This window comes from Streptomyces sp. NPDC107559 (assembly GCF_055657365.1).
In genome coordinates, this window is the sequence record NZ_JBVKBD010000003.1 from 387,951 (window position 1) to 402,844 (window position 14,894).

Sequence of the window (14,894 nt, forward strand, 5' to 3'; positions counted from 1 at the left end):
CGTGCCCCCGGTCCCCGGGTCCACGCGCGCGTACTGGTTGCTGCCCTCAGGCAGGCCGGAAGCCGGTCAGAAGCCGCCCGCCGCTCCGTCCGTGGCGCCGCCGGCGTCCGTGCCGCCGTCGGTCGGGACCGCGGGGGTGGACGGGTTCGACGCCGACTGCGTCGGGTCGGACGTCGGGTCGTCGCCGGTGGTCGGGTCGTCGGTCGGCTCGTCCGACGGCTCGCTGGAGGGGGTCTCGGACGGCGTGTACGACGGCGTGTACGACGGCTGCCAGTCCGAGCCGTTGCCCTGGTCGTCGTCCGACGAGGTGTCCGAGGACTGGTCGGTGGACTCGTCGCTCGGGCTCTCGGAGGCCTTGTCGTCCACGGCGCTGTGCGAGACGGTCGGCGGCGGCGTGGTGTCGGAGCCGGAGCCCTTGCCGCCCCCGGTGTTCAGCGCCAGCGCGACGCCCGCCACGACGGCGATCACCGCGAGGACGGCGAGGATCCACGACTTGCCGCGGCCGCCGCCCCGGTTGCCGTGCCCCTCGAAACCGCCGTCGTCACCGCTGCCGTACCCGGGCGGCAGGATCGGCTGCGGGATCATCGTGGTGCCGGAGCCGTCGCCGGGGTGCGGCAGCACGGTCGTGTTCGCGAATCCGGCCGGCGGGACGTGCCGGCCGTCGTGCATCTGCACCGGGCCGGTGTTCCAGGTACCGGTGTGGCTGCCCTGGTCGTACAGCATCTGAAGGCCGTACTGGACCAGGCCGCGCATCTCCTCCGCCGTCTGGAACCGGTCGTCGGGGTCCTTGGCGAGCGAGCGCATGACGAGCCCGTCGAGCTCCGGCGGCGCGGCCGCGTCGGCCTCGGACGGCGGCAGCGGGATGTCCTGGACGTGCTGGTAGACCACCGACAGCGGGGTCTCGCCGGTGAACGGCGGACGCAGCGCGAGGAGTTCGTACAGCAGGCAGCCCGTCGCGTACAGGTCGGAGCGGTAGTCGACGGCCTTGCCCAGGGCCTGCTCGGGGGAGAGGTACTGCGGGGTGCCCATGACCATGCCGGTCTGCGTCATCGTCGTCGACGCGCCGTGCAGGGCGCGGGCGATGCCGAAGTCCATCACCTTCACGGCGCCGTTGTCGGTGATGATGACGTTCGCCGGCTTGATGTCGCGGTGCACGATGCCGTGCTGGTGCGAGTAGGCGAGCGCCTCCAGCACACCGGAGACGATGATCAGAGCCTGCTCGGGCCCCGGCGCCTCGGCGTCGATCAGCAGATCGCGGATGGTGCGGCCCTCGACCAGCTCCATCACGATGTACGGCACCGACTGGCCGCCCACGACATCCTCGCCGGAGTCGTACACGGCGACGATCGCGTGGTGGTTCAGACCGGCCACGGACTGTGCCTCACGCGTGAAGCGGGCCTTGGAGGTCGGGTCCTCGGCGAGGTCGGCGCGCAGCAGTTTGACCGCGACGGTGCGACCCAGCCGTACGTCCTCGGCCGCGAACACCTCGGCCATTCCGCCTCGGCCCAGTCTGTGGGTGAGCCGGTACCGACCGTCTCCCACCAGTCCGCCGTTGCCCCACAACTCCGGCGCATCTGACATTCCGCCGCCAGTCGCCTCGGGGTCGGACGGGCCCTGGGCGCGCTGCTGCTGTGCCATCGGTCCTCGCCGTCGTTTCTGCCCGCGGTGCGCGCGGTGTTGTCACGGTCTCCGTCGGCCACGCTACAGCCTCGGCGCAAGCCTCCGGTCCGGGGCGACCCCCTCGATCGGCCGAGGACGGATCGGCCATCAAAGCCGTAGCACGCGCTGTCGCGCAAATCCTGCGCACCGTCGGTTCGACGCCTGTAACGCTTGCGCGACGCTTCTTTCGCGTACGGTCACGGAACGGGCACCGAGCTTGACGTGTCCGTGCCCTGGGGCAGACTTGGCCGAGAATGGGTCATTCGATCAACGACGGTCACGGCGCCGACGGCTATGGGGGACAAGCGGAGATGAGCCAGGACGGGGCGTACGGCCGGTATGCGGGGCGCGCCCTCGCCGGCGGCCGCTATCAGCTGCGCGACTTGCTCGGCGAAGGCGGCATGGCCTCCGTGCACCTCGCCTACGACGCCGTGCTCGACCGCCAGGTCGCGGTGAAGACGCTGCACACCGAGCTAGGCCGGGAGCAGGCCTTCCGCGAGCGCTTCCGCCGCGAGGCCCAGGCCGTGGCCAAGCTCACCCACACCAACATCGTCTCCGTCTTCGACACCGGCGAGGACGACGTCGACGGGACGACGACCCCGTACATCGTCATGGAGTACGTCGAGGGCCGCCCGCTCGGGTCGGTCCTCGACGACGACGTCCGGGCGCTCGGCGCGATGCCCGCCGACAAGGCCCTGAAGGTCACCGCGGACGTGCTCGCGGCGCTGGAGATCAGCCACGAGATGGGGCTGGTCCACCGTGACATCAAGCCCGGCAACGTGATGGTGACCAAGCGCGGCGTCGTCAAGGTGATGGACTTCGGCATCGCCCGCGCCATGCAGTCCGGCGTCACCTCCATGACACAGACCGGCATGGTCGTCGGCACCCCGCAGTACCTCTCCCCCGAGCAGGCCCTCGGCCGGGGCGTGGACGCGCGCAGCGACCTGTACTCGGTCGGGATCATGCTGTTCCAGCTGGTCACCGGGCGGCTGCCGTTCGAGGCGGACTCGCCGCTGGCGATCGCGTACGCGCATGTCCAGGAGGAGCCGGTGGCGCCCTCCTCGATCAACCGCGCGCTGCCGCCCGCGGTGGACGCGCTGATCGCCCGCGCGCTGAAGAAGAACCCGAACGAGCGCTTCCCGACCGCCGTCGCCATGCACGACGAGTGCCTGCGGGTGGCGGCCTCCCTCCAGGCGGCCGCGCCAAGCATCGTCCCCGGGGCGCAGACGTCGAACGGGGCGGGTGTCAGTGCCGCGGTGTTCCCGCCGGTCGACCAGGCGGCTCCGGCGCCGTCCGGCCCGGTGCAGACGCCGTACCAGCCGACCCCGCCCGGCCCGTACGGCACCCCGGCGCCGACGCCGCCCGGTCCGGCCCCGGCGTACGGCTACCCGCAGCAGACGCACCAGGCCCCCCAGGGCGGCTACGGCACGCCGGTGCCCGGGTACGCCGCGCAGCACGGCCCGTCGACGCCTGCCCCGTACAACCTCACTCCGCAGACCGTGACCGCCAAGGCGCCCTCCGGCGGCGGGAGCAACCGGCTGGTCGTCATCGGGTCGATCCTCGTCTCGCTCGCCGCGGTGGGCGGTCTGATCGCGGCCCTCAACATGAACGGCGACGACAACGGGGGACAGGGCGGGAACGGCACGAGCGCCTCGGCCTCGGCCCCGGCCTCCTCCACGGCCTCGGACGGCAAGGTGGCGGGCTACCGCGGCCCGGACACCTCGAAGACGATCGACCCGACGGAGTGCAGCGAGCCGCAGGAGTCGTACAACGACCCGGACAAGGTCCGGCTCCCGAACTTCCAGTTCAAGTACATCAAGTCGGTCAAGGAGTGCTTCCAGGCCGCCGGCTGGAAGATGAAGATCACGGAAGTCGACGAGAACACCTACGGCGAAGGCTCGGTCCGGGACCAGTTCCCGCCGGCCGGCACGGACGTCGACCCCAAGGCGGTACCCGAGATCACGCTCACCGTCTCGACGGGCAACCCCCCGTCCTGACCCGGGAGAAGCAACCGGCCCTGTCCCGGGACCGTCTGGTCCGGAACAGGGCCGCGGCGTGCTTCCACGTCCGGTGATCTAGAGATACGGCCCACCGGTGCGGCCGACCGTGCGCGGGTCCTCCAGGCCCTCGTGCCCGGCGCCGGGCGGAAGGGCGCGGCGCATCTGCTCCAACTGGGCGCGGGCCGCCATCTGCTGGGCGAACAGCGTGGTCTGGATCCCGTGGAAGAGACCCTCCAGCCAGCCCACCAGCTGAGCCTGGGCGATGCGCAGTTCCGCGTCGCTCGGGGTCACCTCGTCCGCGAACGGCAGGGACAGCCGCTCCAGTTCCTCGACGAGCTCCGGAGCCAGTCCGTCCTCCAGCTCCTTCACCGAGCTCGCATGGATCTCCTTGAGCCGGACCCGGCTCGCCTCGTCCAGGGGAGCGGCACGCACCTCCTCGAGCAGCTGCTTGATCATGCTGCCGATCCGCATGACCTTCGCGGGCTGCTCCACCATCTCCGTCACCGGGATCTCGCGGGAGTCGTCATCCGCGTCCGTGCCACCGAGTGCCATGCCATCCTGACCCACGACCAGGATCTTCTGGGCGTTCTCCGGCGACCTTTCGTTGCTCGGCATCTCCATGCGGTCATTGTCTCGCACCGCCACACCCCGTCACGTCCCTCCCTTGGCCGAACCCGGAATGCCCGGATTGTTCGCCCGTGTGACGCTGATTGCCTCGATCTTGGCAACCTGACGACTGGGCACCGGGAGGGGGTCACCGACGTGACTCCAAGGCGGTACATATGGCGCACGGCTGGCGTGTGCGGACTCTTGGGACTGGCCTGCGGGCTCGTCGGCGGGAGCGGACCGGCGTACGCGGCGGACTGCGTCCGCCCCAGCGCGGCCTCGCCGGCTCCGGCCCCTCCCATACCCAGGGCGCCGGTCGCGCCCGCCGCACCGGTCGCGCCCGCCGCGCCGACCTCTTCGCACACTGCTTCGCACATGTCTTCGCATACGGCTTCGCACACGTCGCCGCCGCATACGTCGTCACGTGGCTCCGAGCACACCTCCGCGCATCACTCCGCATCCGCGTCCCCGTCGGCCTCCGCGTCGAGCTCCGGCTCCGCTTCGGCCTCCGCATCCGCCTCCGCGTCCGCCTCCGCCACGGATCCCGAACGGGCCGGCAGCCGGGCCGGTGAGGGCCGGCAACGGCCCGGACGCCGGGAGGACCCGCCGGTGCGGATCGAGGGCGAGGACGAGGACTCGGATTATCCGGACGGCACGGACGAGGTCGACGCGAGTGCCTCCGCCGCCCCGGACGCCTCGACGGCCGGCCGGTCCACCGAGGCACCCCAGGAGGCCGGTCTGACGGCCGCCACGCCACCCGGAAATCCCGCACACCAGAACGTCGCGCGCTCCGCGGCCCCTCCCGAACCCGTCCTCCAGATCCTGCCGCTCGGCAGCGGTCTGATGCTGATAGGTCTCGGCTTCGGCCTCGCGTTCGTGGCCCTGCGCCTGCGGCGCGGCTGAGCGTGTCGCGCGGACTCCCGGACGCCCGGACTCCCGGACGCCCGCGGAGCGGTCGGACGTCAGACGTCAGACGTCAGACGTCAGACCACGTTCTCCACCACCAGCAGCACCTTTCCGATGTGGCCGCTCTCCTCCACGACCCGGTGGGCGGCCGGCGCCTCCTCCATGGGGATCTCGCGGTCCACGACCGGTCGCACCCGGCCGCCCGAGATCAGCGGCCAGACGTGTTCGCGCACGGCCGCGACGATGGCCGTCTTCTCGGACAGCGGGCGGGCCCGCAGCGAGGTCGCGGCGACCGCGGCCCGCTTGTTGAGGAGGGTGGCGATGTTCAGCTCGCCCTTGATTCCACCCTGCATGCCGATGATCACCAGGCGGCCGTTGACGGCGAGTGTCTGGACGTTGCGGTCCAGGTACTTGGCGCCCATGTTGTCGAGGATGACGTCCGCACCGGCACCGCCCGTGGCCCGTTCGATCTCGGCGACGAAGTCCTGCTCCCGGTAGTTGATCAGGATGTCCGCACCGAGTTCCGCGCAGGCGTCCAGCTTCTCCTTGCTGCCCGCGGTGACGGCGACCTTGGCCCCGACGGCCTTGGCGAGCTGGATCGCCATCGTGCCGATGCCGCTGGAACCGCCGTGCACGAGCAACGTCTCGCCCGGACGGAGGTGGGCGATCATGAAGACGTTCGACCAGACCGTGCAGACCACCTCGGGCAGCGCCGCGGCCTGGCGCAGGTCGACCCCTTCGGGCACGGGCAGCAGCTGACCGGCCGGGACGACTACCTTCTCGGCGTACCCGCCGCCCGCGAGCAGCGCGCAGACCTCGTCGCCGATGTTCCAGCCGGAGACGCCGGTGCCCACCGCGGCCACCCGGCCGGAGCATTCGAGGCCCGGGTACGGCGACGCCCCCGGCGGTGGGTTGTAGAAGCCCTGCCGTTGCAGGATGTCGGCACGGTTGACGGCGCTGGCCACCACCTCGACCAGGACCTCGCCCTCGCCCGGTACGGGATCGGGGACCTCGGCCCACACCAGTGCCTCGGGTCCGCCTGCTTCGGGAATCGTGATCGCATACATGGAAGGGACGCTACTCCCGCCGCATCCGCTCAAGCCGGTGGCAGGGGCGGGACGCTCGGCGTGCCGGTGGCGTCCCGGGGGCCGTCCGGCGCCACCCGGACGATCGTGATCAGCCGGTCCGTCGGCTCCAGCACGCCGACGGCCGGATCGTCGTAGCCGAGAAGGCGGTGCCCCCGTACGACGCTGACCACCAGGTCGTCGGTCTCGCGCGGACCGCGGCCCGCCTCGGCCTTGGTGACGGGCCGTTCGACGAGATCGAGTCCGGCGCCCTGCTGGATGAGGTCCTCCATGACCCGCCCGGCAAAGGGGCTGAGCACGGACAGGCCCAGCAGTCGGCCGGCCGCACCGGCGCTGGTGATGACCTCGTCGGCACCGGACTGCTTCAGCAGCGGGGCGTTCTCCTCCTCGCGCACGGCGGCCACGATCTTCGCCGTACGGTTGAGCTGCCGGGCGGTCAGGACCACCAGGACGGCCGTGTCGTCGCGCTGGGGGGCGACGATGATCCGACCCGCCCGGTGCACCTCGGCCCGCCGCAGCACATCGCTGCGGGTCGCGTCCCCGACGATCCCCTCATAGCCCTCGGCCGTAGCGGCGGCGATCACCGTCGCGCTGGGGTCGATCACGACGACCTGGTTCTTCTTCAGGCCGGACGCGCAGGCGGACCGGATCGCGGACCGGCCCTTCGTGCCGAAGCCGACGACGACAATGTGGTCGCGCAAGGTGGGCCTCCGATGGTGATGCACCGCGACGGGCACGCAGCGGCGGACGTGTTGCTCGTGACGTGTACGCCCGTGTCGGCCACCATGGTGCCGACTTTCCGGATCACCGCCACAGGGGGCACGCGATGAACGACCAGCGACAACCGCCATACCGGACGAAAAGGCTCTCTCTTCTGCGTTCCGTCTGGTACCGGACCAGCACCGAGGCGCGTGACGACGCCGAGGCGGGCCGGTCCATCTCCATGCCGACCCAGAGCGCCACGCCTCCCCTGCAGCAGGTGCTGCGCCGCCTGGCCCTGGCCCTGCTGGTGCTGGCCGTCACGACGCTGGTCGTCTACGTCGACCGGACCGGCTATCACGACAGCGCCGACGACTCCGTCGGCTTCCTGGACGCCGCGTACTACTCCACGGTCACCCTCTCCACCACCGGCTACGGCGACATCACCCCGGTCAGCGACTCCGCCCGGCTCACCAACATCCTCGTCGTCACGCCGCTGCGTGTGCTGTTCCTGATCATCCTGGTCGGCACCACCCTGGAGGTCCTCACCGAGCGCACCCGCCAGCAGGTCCGCATCCACCGCTGGCGGGCCCGGACCCGCGACCACGTCGTGGTCATCGGTTACGGGACCAAGGGCCGTCACGCCGTTCAGACGCTGGCCGGACAGGGCATCGCCAAGGACCGGATCGTCGTCGTGGACTCCCAGCACAAGGCCGCCGACCTCGCCGGGGAGGACGGACTGGTGTCCGTGACGGGGGACGCCACCCGTTCCGAGACCCTGCTCAAGGCCGAGGTCCGGAACGCCTCGCGGGTGATCGTGGCCCCGCAGCGCGACGACACGGCCGCCCTGGTCACCCTGACCGCCCGGCAGCTGAACCGGCACGCCACGATCGTCGCCGCCGTCCGGGAGGACGAGAACGCGCCCCTGCTCAAACAGAGCGGTGCGGACACCGTCATCACCAGCTCCAGCTCGGCGGGCAGGCTGCTCGGGATGTCCATGCTGAGCCCGTCGGTGGCCCGGACCCTGGAGGACCTGATGACCCTCGGCAGCGGCCTGGACCTGATCGAGCGTTCCGTCCTGGACGACGAGGTGGGCCGTGCGCCCCGCGACAGCGCGGACCTGGTCGTGGCCGTCGTGCGCGGCGGACAGCTGCTGGACTACACCGACGCCCGGCTGACGGACATGCACGAGGGGGACCGCGTCATCGTCGTCAGCCGGGCCGTCCCCACCATCGCGTCCTGACGGAGCGGCGGTGGGGACGTTTCACGTGAAACAGGCGGCGACCCCGGCACTCGCCCACGGCAGGTCGAGCAGGTCCGCCTCGTGGTCCCGCCGGACACCGCCCGGCGGTACGACCGCGAGGGCGTCGGCCGCCGCGATGCCCCGCAGCATCGCCGGGCCGTTGTAGTGCAAGGGCAGGGCACGGTCGCCGCGCAGCACGACGGGGATGAGCCGGGTGTCGTGGGGATGCCCGTGCGCCTCCTCCTGGAGGGGCATCGCATACGGCTCCGGAGCGGGGCGCGCGGCCAGCGTCCGCAGCAGCGGCTCGGCGAGGGTGAGCAGTCCGGAGACGGCCGCGAGGGGGTTGCCGGGCAGTCCGACGAGGTGCTGGTCGCTCTGCACCCGGGCCAGCAGCATGGGGTGGCCCGGACGCACCTCGACGCCGTCGACCAGGAGCTCGGCACCGAGCCGTTCGAGCGTGGGGTGGAGGTGGTCGACGGGACCCGCGGCGGTGCCGCCGGTGGTCACGATGACGTCCGCGTCGGAGGTCGCCAGTGCCTTGCCCAGGGTCTTCGGGTCGTCGCCCAGATGACGGACTGCGGTGACCTCGGCGCCCAGGGCACGCAGCCAGGGCGGCAGCATCGGGCCCAGCGCGTCCCTGATCAGACCGTCGTGCGGCCGGCCCTCGGTGAGCAGTTCGTCGCCGAGGACGAGAACGTCGACGCGGGGGCGGGGAACCACGCTGAGGGTGTCGTACCCGGCCGCCGCGGCGAGACCGAGCACGGCCGGGGTCACCAGGGTGCCGACGGGGAGCAACTGGTCGCCGCTGCGGCACTCCTGACCGCGCGGGCGGATGTCCTGCCCGTGCGCGACCTCACGGGTGGCGTACAGACGGGCCTTGTCGTCCGTGCGGCCGTGCTCGCTGCGCAGTACCGCGGTCGTGTCCGAGGGGACGCGGGCGCCGGTGGCGATCCGGACGGCCTGGCCGTCACCCAGGGTCCCGGGATCCGCCTGTCCCGCCAGTATCCCTTCGCCCCGTACGTCCCAGGGGCCGGGACCTGCGACCGCCCAGCCGTCCATGGCCGAGGTGTCGAAGGAGGGGAGGTCGGTGAGCGCGGCGAGCGGTGCGGCCAGGACGAGGCCGAGGGCGCCGTCGAGGAGGACGGAGACGGGAGTGCGGCGGGCGGCGGCGCGCAGTGCGGCGCGCTCGGCGATCGCTCGTGCCTCGGGCCAGGAGGTGGCCCTGTGGTGACGGTGCTCCGGCGCGGGGGCGGCCTCCCCGCGCTCGCCGGGCTCCTTCGGGGCGGTCACGGGACGCGGGGCGGCCGGGACCGGGCCCCTGTTCTCGTTCACGAGGGCGAGCACCTCCTCGACGTCGAGGTCCTCCGGGTCCTGGGCCCGCTCGGTGCCCGGCCCGGCCGGGGCGCGACGGGCGGTCACCCGGCGTCCGGGGCGGTGGCGGTGTCCGGAGCCGGGTCGGCAGGCTTGTCCCCGGCAGGGTCCTCCTGCGCCCAGCGCAGCGCCAGTGCGGCTGCCTTGCGGGCGGCCTCCGCGACCGCCTCGGGGCCGCCCTCGGCCCGTGCGGCCGCGTAGCCGACGAGGAAGGTGGTCAGCGGCGCCGCGGGCCGGGCGACACCGTGGGCCGCGTCCCTGGCGAGGTCGAGCAGAACGCCGGTGTCGACGTCCAGTTCGATGCCGAGTTCGTCCTTGACCGCGGAAATCCATTCATCCAACACGTGCCCATGCTCCCTGATGCGTGACCTGGCGGCGGCGATGTCGTCCCAGGTGTCGCAGTCGAAAGAGGCGACCGGGTCCGGGACACGGGTGAGATCGAGACCGGCGGTCAGCCGACGCAGCGGCAGCCCGACGAGACCACGCCGGCCGTCCTGGGCGGGGTGGCCCTCGGCGAGCGCGCGCAGACCGTGGCGCAGCGCCCGGACGCGGTAGGCGGCCACCAGGGGCTGCTCGCGGCCGTCGGCGTCGGTCAGCAGCGCGCCGTCCGTGCCCGAGGAACGCAGGACGCGCAGCAGCCGCCGTACCGTTCCCGGCGCGAGGAACGGCAGGTCGGCGGAGAGCACCACGACGTGTTCCGCCGTGGTGTGCCGGAGTCCGGCGTCGAGCGCGGCGACGGGTCCCGCGCCGGGCGGGTCCTCACGCGCCCACCGCACGGGCCGGGCGGTGGGCCTGGGGTCGGCCACCACGACGGTCGTCCGCGCGTCGGCACAGGCGCCGAGCACGCGGTCGAGCAGCGTCCGCCCGCCCACCCGCACACCGGGCTTGTCCGCGCCGCCGAGCCGCCGGGCACCGCCCCCGGCGAGCACCACGGCGTCGTACGCCGCACCGTCGCCGGGGTCACCCGGGGCGCCCGGGGCGCCCGGGTCTCCCTGGGCGCCGAAGGGCTCGTAGTCGGTCACGCACCGAGTATGCGCGCCGAGGCGATCACACGGAACGGAGCAGTACCGCCGGCTGTTCCACGCAGTCCGCCACATAGCGCAGGAACCCGCCCGCCGTGCCGCCGTCGCACACCCGGTGGTCGAAGGTGAGCGAGAGCTGGACGACCTGCCGGACCGCGAGTTCGCCCTCGTGCACCCAGGGCCTGGGGACGATACGGCCGACGCCGAGCATCGCCGCCTCGGGGTGGTTGATGATCGGCGTGGAGCCGTCGACGCCGAACACCCCGTAGTTGTTCAGGGTGAAGGTCCCGCCGGTGAGGTCCCCGGGGGTCAGCGTGCCGGTGCGGGCCGCCTCGGTCAGCCGGGCGAACTGCTCGGTCAGTCCCTGCGCGTCCTTGGTGTGCGCGTCCCGGACCACGGGGACGACCAGCCCCCGCTCGGTCTGCGCGGCGAAGCCCAGGTGCACCTGGTCGAGCCGGACGATCTCCCTGGCGTCCAGGTCGACGGTGGAGTTGAGCTCCGGATAACGGGCCAGGGCCGCGGTGCAGATCCGGGCCAGCAGCGCGATGAGGGAGATCTTCGGTCCCCCGGCCGCGTTCATGGCGGCCCGGGCCCGCATGAGCTCCGTCGCGTCGGCGTCCACCCAGCAGGTCGCGTCCGGGATCTCGCGCCGGCTGCGGGACAGCTTGTCGGCGACGGCGCCCCGGATGCCCTTGAGGGGGATACGGGTGCCGCCGGTCGCGGTGGTCGCCGCGGTCGCCGCGGTCGCGGCGGAGGCGGCGAGGGGCGGCTGCGCGGCCGCCGGTGGCATCCGCAGGTCCGGACCGGTGGCGGCCTTCAGCGCGTACTCGACGTCCGCCCGCAGGATCAGCCCGTCCGGCCCGGAGCCGGTCAGCTCCCGCAGATCCAGCCCGTTCTCCCGCGCGAGCCTGCGCACGAGGGGCGAGATCACGGGCACGGGCCCGTCGGAGAGCGCCCCTGCCACGGACGCACCGGGCGCGGACGTACCGGTCACGGGCTCGCGCCCCGCGGTCACGGTCCCGGCGGAGGCCGGCTGCCCGGCGGAAGGCAGTGGCCCTCCGGCAGACACCGGCCGGTCCGTGGGGCGCACCCTCCTGCGTCGCGCCGGAGCCGCGCCCGTCCCGTATCCGACCAGGACGTTGCCGGAGCCCGTGTCCTCGTCGGCGGCCGGTCCGCCGACCGCGACCGTCAGCAGGGGCGCCCCGACGGGCAGTTCGGTGCCCTCGTCGCCGAAGCGGGCGGTGACCACACCGCCGTAGGGACAGGGCACCTCGACCATCGCCTTGGCCGTCTCGACCTCGACGACCGGCTGGTCGACGGCGACGACGTCGCCGACCTGCACCAGCCAGCGCACGATCTCCGCCTCGGTGAGCCCCTCGCCGAGGTCGGGGAGCTTGAACTCCAGCACCTGTGCCATCAGTTGTCCGCCTCCCACTGCAGACGCGCCACGGCGTCCAGGATCCGGTCCACACCGGGCAGGTGGTGACGCTCCAGCATCGGCGGCGGGTACGGGATGTCGAACCCCGCGACACGCAGCACCGGTGCCTCCAAGTGGTGGAAGCAGCGCTCCGTGACCCGGGCGGCGATCTCCCCGCCGGGACCGCCGAAGCCGCCCGACTCGTGCACGACGACCGCCCGTCCGGTGCGTCGCACCGAGGCGCAGACCGTCTCGTCGTCGAACGGCACCAGGGAGCGCAGATCGACGACTTCGAGGTCCCAGCCCTCCGCCTGCGCCGCCTCGGCGGCTTCGAGGCAGACGGGCACCGACGGACCGTAGGTGATGAGCGTGGCACTGCGGCCCGTGCGCCGCACCACGGCGCGGCCGATCGGCTCGACCGTCCCCGGGTCCTCCGGGTTCCAGGAGTCCTTCGACCAGTACAGGCGCTTGGGTTCGAGGAAGACGACCGGGTCGTCGGAGGCGATGGACGCGCGCAGCAGCCCGTAGGCGTCGGCGACCGTCGCGGGCGTGACGACATGGAGCCCCGGGGTCGCCATGTAGTAGGCCTCGGAGGAGTCGCTGTGGTGCTCGACGCCGCCGATGCCGCCGCCGTAGGGGACCCGGATGGTGATCGGCAGCGGCATCCTGCCGCCGGTACGGTTGCGCATCCGGGCGACATGGCTGATGAGCTGCTCGAACGCCGGGTAGGCGAACGCGTCGAACTGCATCTCGACGACCGGGCGCAGCCCGTACATCGCCATACCGACGGCGGTGCCGAGGATGCCCGCCTCGGCCAGCGGGGTGTCCGTGCAGCGGTCCTCGCCGAACTCCTTGGCGAGGCCGTCGGTGACGCGGAAGACACCGCCGAGGGTGCCGACGTCCTCGCCCAGGACGTGCACCGCGGGGTCGGCGGCCATCGCGTCGCGCAGGGCCCGCGTGAGGGCCTGCGCCATGGTGGCCGGCTTGACGGCGACCGTGGTCATCGGTGGTTACCTTCCCGGTCGTCGTGCCCGGCCGCCAGCTCCGCCTGCAACAGGGCGCGCTGCTCGCGCAGTTGCGGGGTGGGCTCGGCGTACACGTGGGCGAACAGGTCCATGGGGTCGAGCACCGGGTCCTGGTTCATGCGCTCGCGCAGACCGGCGGCCATCGTCTCGGCATCGTCGCGGACGGCACGGATGCCGTCCTCGTCGAGCAGACCGCGCTCGGTCAGCTCGCGCTCCAGCAGCACGACCGGGTCGTGCGCCCGCCAGGTCTCGACCTCGTCGGCGGCGCGGTAGCGGGTCGCGTCGTCGGCGTTGGTGTGGGCGTCGATGCGGTAGGTGATCGCCTCGACGAGGGTGGGGCCGCCGCCCTGGCGCGCGCGGTGCACGGCCTCGCCGAGGACCTCGTGCACCGCGGCCGCGTCGTTGCCGTCGACCAGGCGGCCCGGCATGCCGTACCCGACGGCCTTGTGGGCCAGGGAGGGCGCGGCGGTCTGCTTGGCCAGCGGGACGGAGATCGCGAAGCCGTTGTTCTGGACCAGGAAGACGACCGGGGCCTGCCAGACGGCGGCGAAGTTCAGGGCCTCGTGGAAGTCGCCCTCGCTGGTGCCGCCGTCGCCGACCATGGCGAGCGCGACCACGTCGTCGCCCTTGAGGCGGGCCGCGTGGGCCAGGCCGACGGCGTGCGGGAGCTGGGTGGCGAGCGGTGTGCACAGCGGCGCGACACGGTGCTCGTAGGGGTCGTAGCCGGTGTGCCGGTCACCGCGCAGCAGGGTGAGCGCCTGCACCGGGTCCACCCCGCGCACGACGGCGGCCAGGGTGTCGCGGTAGCTGGGGAAGAGCCAGTCCCGCTCCTCGAGGGCGAGCGCGGCGGCGACCTCGCTCGCCTCCTGCCCGGTGGTGGAGGGGTAGACGGCGAGCCGTCCCTGCTTGGTCAGGGCGGTGGCCTGCGCGTTGTACCGGCGGCCGCGCACCACGTGCGCGTACAGCCGCCGCAGCAGCTCCGGGTCGGCCTTGGCGGCGGCCGGCGTGCCGAGGACGCGGTAGGGCTCCGCGTCGGGCAGCAGCGGCGCGGGGTCGGTCCTGGGCTGCCAGGCGGGCGGCGGTGTCGGGCGGTACCCGCCCCGCTGCTCCATCACCGTCATGACGGCACCTCCTCGTGGGAGTGGCTACGGGAGGCGTGTCGGCTGTGACCCGCCCCACCTACCGATTGTTCGGTCGTCGGCACATTTTGGCTACATGCGCCCTCAGGCTGTGGACAAACGGTTCTCCACAACCTGAGATGGACGCAGTACGTCCATGAGGGAGAGGCGGGGGGACATGTCACCTGAACAAATGGCCGAGCGCCCGGAGGACGGCACCGCCCTGCCGCCCCCGCGTCCGCTGGACGCCATCGATCAGGACATCCTCCAGATGCTCCAGACCGACGGCCGCGCGTCGGTACGGTCGGTCGCCGAGCGGGTGCACGTCTCGCGCGCGAACGCCTACGCGCGGATCAACCGCCTGGTCGAGGACGGCGTCATACGGGGCTTCGGCGCCCGCGTGGACCATGAGCGGGCAGGTCAGGGCACGTCCGCGTACATCACGCTGAAGATCGTTCAGAACTCCTGGCGGACGGTGCGCGAGCAGCTCAGACTGCTGCCCGGGGCGTCCCACATCGCACTGGTGGGCGGCGACTTCGACGTACTGCTGCTGGTGCACACCCCCGACAACCGGGCGCTGCGCGAAGTGGTCCTCACCCGGCTCCAGGCGATCCCCGAGGTGCTCAGCACCCGCACGCTGCTCGTGTTCGAGGAGGAGGACCTGGAGCCCCAGGGGTGAGTCACCGGGACGGCTCCCGGCGATGCCCCACCGCGTCGCCGGGGCCACGCGGCCCCGGTGCGAG

Annotated in this window: 12 protein-coding genes and 1 pseudogene; 4 read left to right on the forward strand and 9 right to left on the reverse strand. The window is 72.7% G+C overall.

Features of this window, described 5'->3' with window-relative positions; translation table 11 throughout:
* Positions 1–66: 66 nt before the first annotated feature.
* Positions 67–1,638, reverse strand: coding sequence for a protein kinase domain-containing protein (locus ACZ7OY_RS13165; RefSeq protein ID WP_471911481.1), 1,572 nt, complete (start codon positions 1,636–1,638; stop codon positions 67–69).
* Between the two features lie 332 nt (positions 1,639–1,970).
* Here ACZ7OY_RS13165 and ACZ7OY_RS13170 point away from each other — a divergent pair, with 332 nt between their 5' ends.
* Complete coding sequence (locus tag ACZ7OY_RS13170) at positions 1,971–3,656, forward strand: protein kinase domain-containing protein (protein ID WP_471911482.1); 1,686 nt, start codon at positions 1,971–1,973, stop codon at positions 3,654–3,656.
* 78 nt (positions 3,657–3,734) lie between these two features.
* On the opposite strand, the gene ACZ7OY_RS13175 is transcribed toward ACZ7OY_RS13170, so the two are convergent.
* On the reverse strand, positions 3,735–4,280 hold the full coding sequence (locus ACZ7OY_RS13175; protein ID WP_351616695.1) for a bacterial proteasome activator family protein: 546 nt from the start codon (positions 4,278–4,280) through the stop codon (positions 3,735–3,737).
* A 594-nt stretch (positions 4,281–4,874) separates the two neighbouring features.
* Here ACZ7OY_RS13175 and ACZ7OY_RS13180 point away from each other — a divergent pair.
* The gene (locus ACZ7OY_RS13180) at positions 4,875–5,168 is read left to right on the forward strand and encodes a hypothetical protein (RefSeq protein ID WP_471911483.1); all 294 of its coding nucleotides are present in this window, start codon (positions 4,875–4,877) and stop codon (positions 5,166–5,168) included.
* 80 nt (positions 5,169–5,248) lie between these two features.
* On the opposite strand, the gene ACZ7OY_RS13185 is transcribed toward ACZ7OY_RS13180, so the two are convergent.
* Both ACZ7OY_RS13185 and ACZ7OY_RS13190 read right to left on the reverse strand, forming a co-directional pair.
* Positions 5,249–6,238, reverse strand: a complete 990-nt coding sequence (locus ACZ7OY_RS13185) for an NAD(P)H-quinone oxidoreductase (protein WP_471911484.1) — start codon at positions 6,236–6,238, stop codon at positions 5,249–5,251.
* A gap of 29 nt (positions 6,239–6,267) precedes the next feature.
* Positions 6,268–7,026, reverse strand: a pseudogene (locus ACZ7OY_RS13190) (potassium channel family protein); the annotation flags it as partial.
* Positions 7,027–7,082: 56 nt separating this feature from the next.
* Here ACZ7OY_RS13190 and ACZ7OY_RS13195 point away from each other — a divergent pair.
* Positions 7,083–8,198 (forward strand): potassium channel family protein, encoded by a 1,116-nt coding sequence (locus tag ACZ7OY_RS13195; protein WP_471911485.1) that lies wholly within the window; start codon positions 7,083–7,085, stop codon positions 8,196–8,198.
* A 21-nt stretch (positions 8,199–8,219) separates the two neighbouring features.
* Here ACZ7OY_RS13195 and ACZ7OY_RS13200 read toward each other — a convergent pair whose 3' ends face one another.
* From ACZ7OY_RS13200 to pdhA, 5 genes are read right to left on the reverse strand one after another with little or no spacing between them, the layout of a single operon-like run.
* The gene (locus ACZ7OY_RS13200; RefSeq protein ID WP_471911486.1) at positions 8,220–9,617 is read right to left on the reverse strand and encodes a molybdopterin molybdotransferase MoeA; all 1,398 of its coding nucleotides are present in this window, start codon (positions 9,615–9,617) and stop codon (positions 8,220–8,222) included.
* Positions 9,614–10,591 carry an NTP transferase domain-containing protein gene (locus ACZ7OY_RS13205; protein WP_471911487.1) on the reverse strand — a complete coding sequence of 326 codons (978 nt, stop codon included), beginning with the start codon at positions 10,589–10,591 and terminating at the stop codon, positions 9,614–9,616. The genes ACZ7OY_RS13200 and ACZ7OY_RS13205 overlap by 4 nt, the downstream gene beginning before the upstream one ends.
* Before the next feature lie 25 nt (positions 10,592–10,616).
* Positions 10,617–12,008, reverse strand: coding sequence for a dihydrolipoamide acetyltransferase family protein (locus ACZ7OY_RS13210; protein ID WP_471911488.1), 1,392 nt, complete (start codon positions 12,006–12,008; stop codon positions 10,617–10,619).
* Positions 12,008–13,012 carry an alpha-ketoacid dehydrogenase subunit beta gene (locus tag ACZ7OY_RS13215; protein ID WP_471911489.1) on the reverse strand — a complete coding sequence of 335 codons (1,005 nt, stop codon included), beginning with the start codon at positions 13,010–13,012 and terminating at the stop codon, positions 12,008–12,010. Before ACZ7OY_RS13215 ends, ACZ7OY_RS13210 begins: the two co-directional genes overlap by 1 nt.
* Positions 13,009–14,154: a pyruvate dehydrogenase (acetyl-transferring) E1 component subunit alpha gene (pdhA, locus tag ACZ7OY_RS13220; RefSeq protein ID WP_471911490.1), complete on the reverse strand. Its 1,146-nt coding sequence runs from the start codon at positions 14,152–14,154 to the stop codon at positions 13,009–13,011. Before pdhA ends, ACZ7OY_RS13215 begins: the two co-directional genes overlap by 4 nt.
* Positions 14,155–14,329: 175 nt before the next feature.
* On the opposite strand from pdhA, the gene ACZ7OY_RS13225 reads away from it, so the two are divergent.
* On the forward strand, positions 14,330–14,830 hold the full coding sequence (locus tag ACZ7OY_RS13225) for an Lrp/AsnC family transcriptional regulator (protein ID WP_384724928.1): 501 nt from the start codon (positions 14,330–14,332) through the stop codon (positions 14,828–14,830).
* Positions 14,831–14,894 lie beyond the last annotated feature (64 nt).

Bases quoted from the DNA above. Each gene is read 5' to 3' on its own strand.
- ACZ7OY_RS13165 (WP_471911481.1), bottom strand. From the start codon at position 1,638: ATGGCACAGCAGCAGCGCGCCCAGGGCCCGTCCGACCCCGAGGCGACT.
- ACZ7OY_RS13170 (WP_471911482.1), top strand. From the start codon at position 1,971: ATGAGCCAGGACGGGGCGTACGGCCGGTATGCGGGGCGCGCCCTCGCC.
- ACZ7OY_RS13175 (WP_351616695.1), bottom strand. From the start codon at position 4,280: ATGGAGATGCCGAGCAACGAAAGGTCGCCGGAGAACGCCCAGAAGATC.
- ACZ7OY_RS13185 (WP_471911484.1), bottom strand. From the start codon at position 6,238: ATGTATGCGATCACGATTCCCGAAGCAGGCGGACCCGAGGCACTGGTG.
- ACZ7OY_RS13195 (WP_471911485.1), top strand. From the start codon at position 7,083: ATGAACGACCAGCGACAACCGCCATACCGGACGAAAAGGCTCTCTCTT.
- ACZ7OY_RS13210 (WP_471911488.1), bottom strand. From the start codon at position 12,008: ATGGCACAGGTGCTGGAGTTCAAGCTCCCCGACCTCGGCGAGGGGCTC.
- ACZ7OY_RS13215 (WP_471911489.1), bottom strand. From the start codon at position 13,012: ATGACCACGGTCGCCGTCAAGCCGGCCACCATGGCGCAGGCCCTCACG.
- pdhA (WP_471911490.1), bottom strand. From the start codon at position 14,154: ATGACGGTGATGGAGCAGCGGGGCGGGTACCGCCCGACACCGCCGCCC.
- ACZ7OY_RS13225 (WP_384724928.1), top strand. From the start codon at position 14,330: ATGTCACCTGAACAAATGGCCGAGCGCCCGGAGGACGGCACCGCCCTG.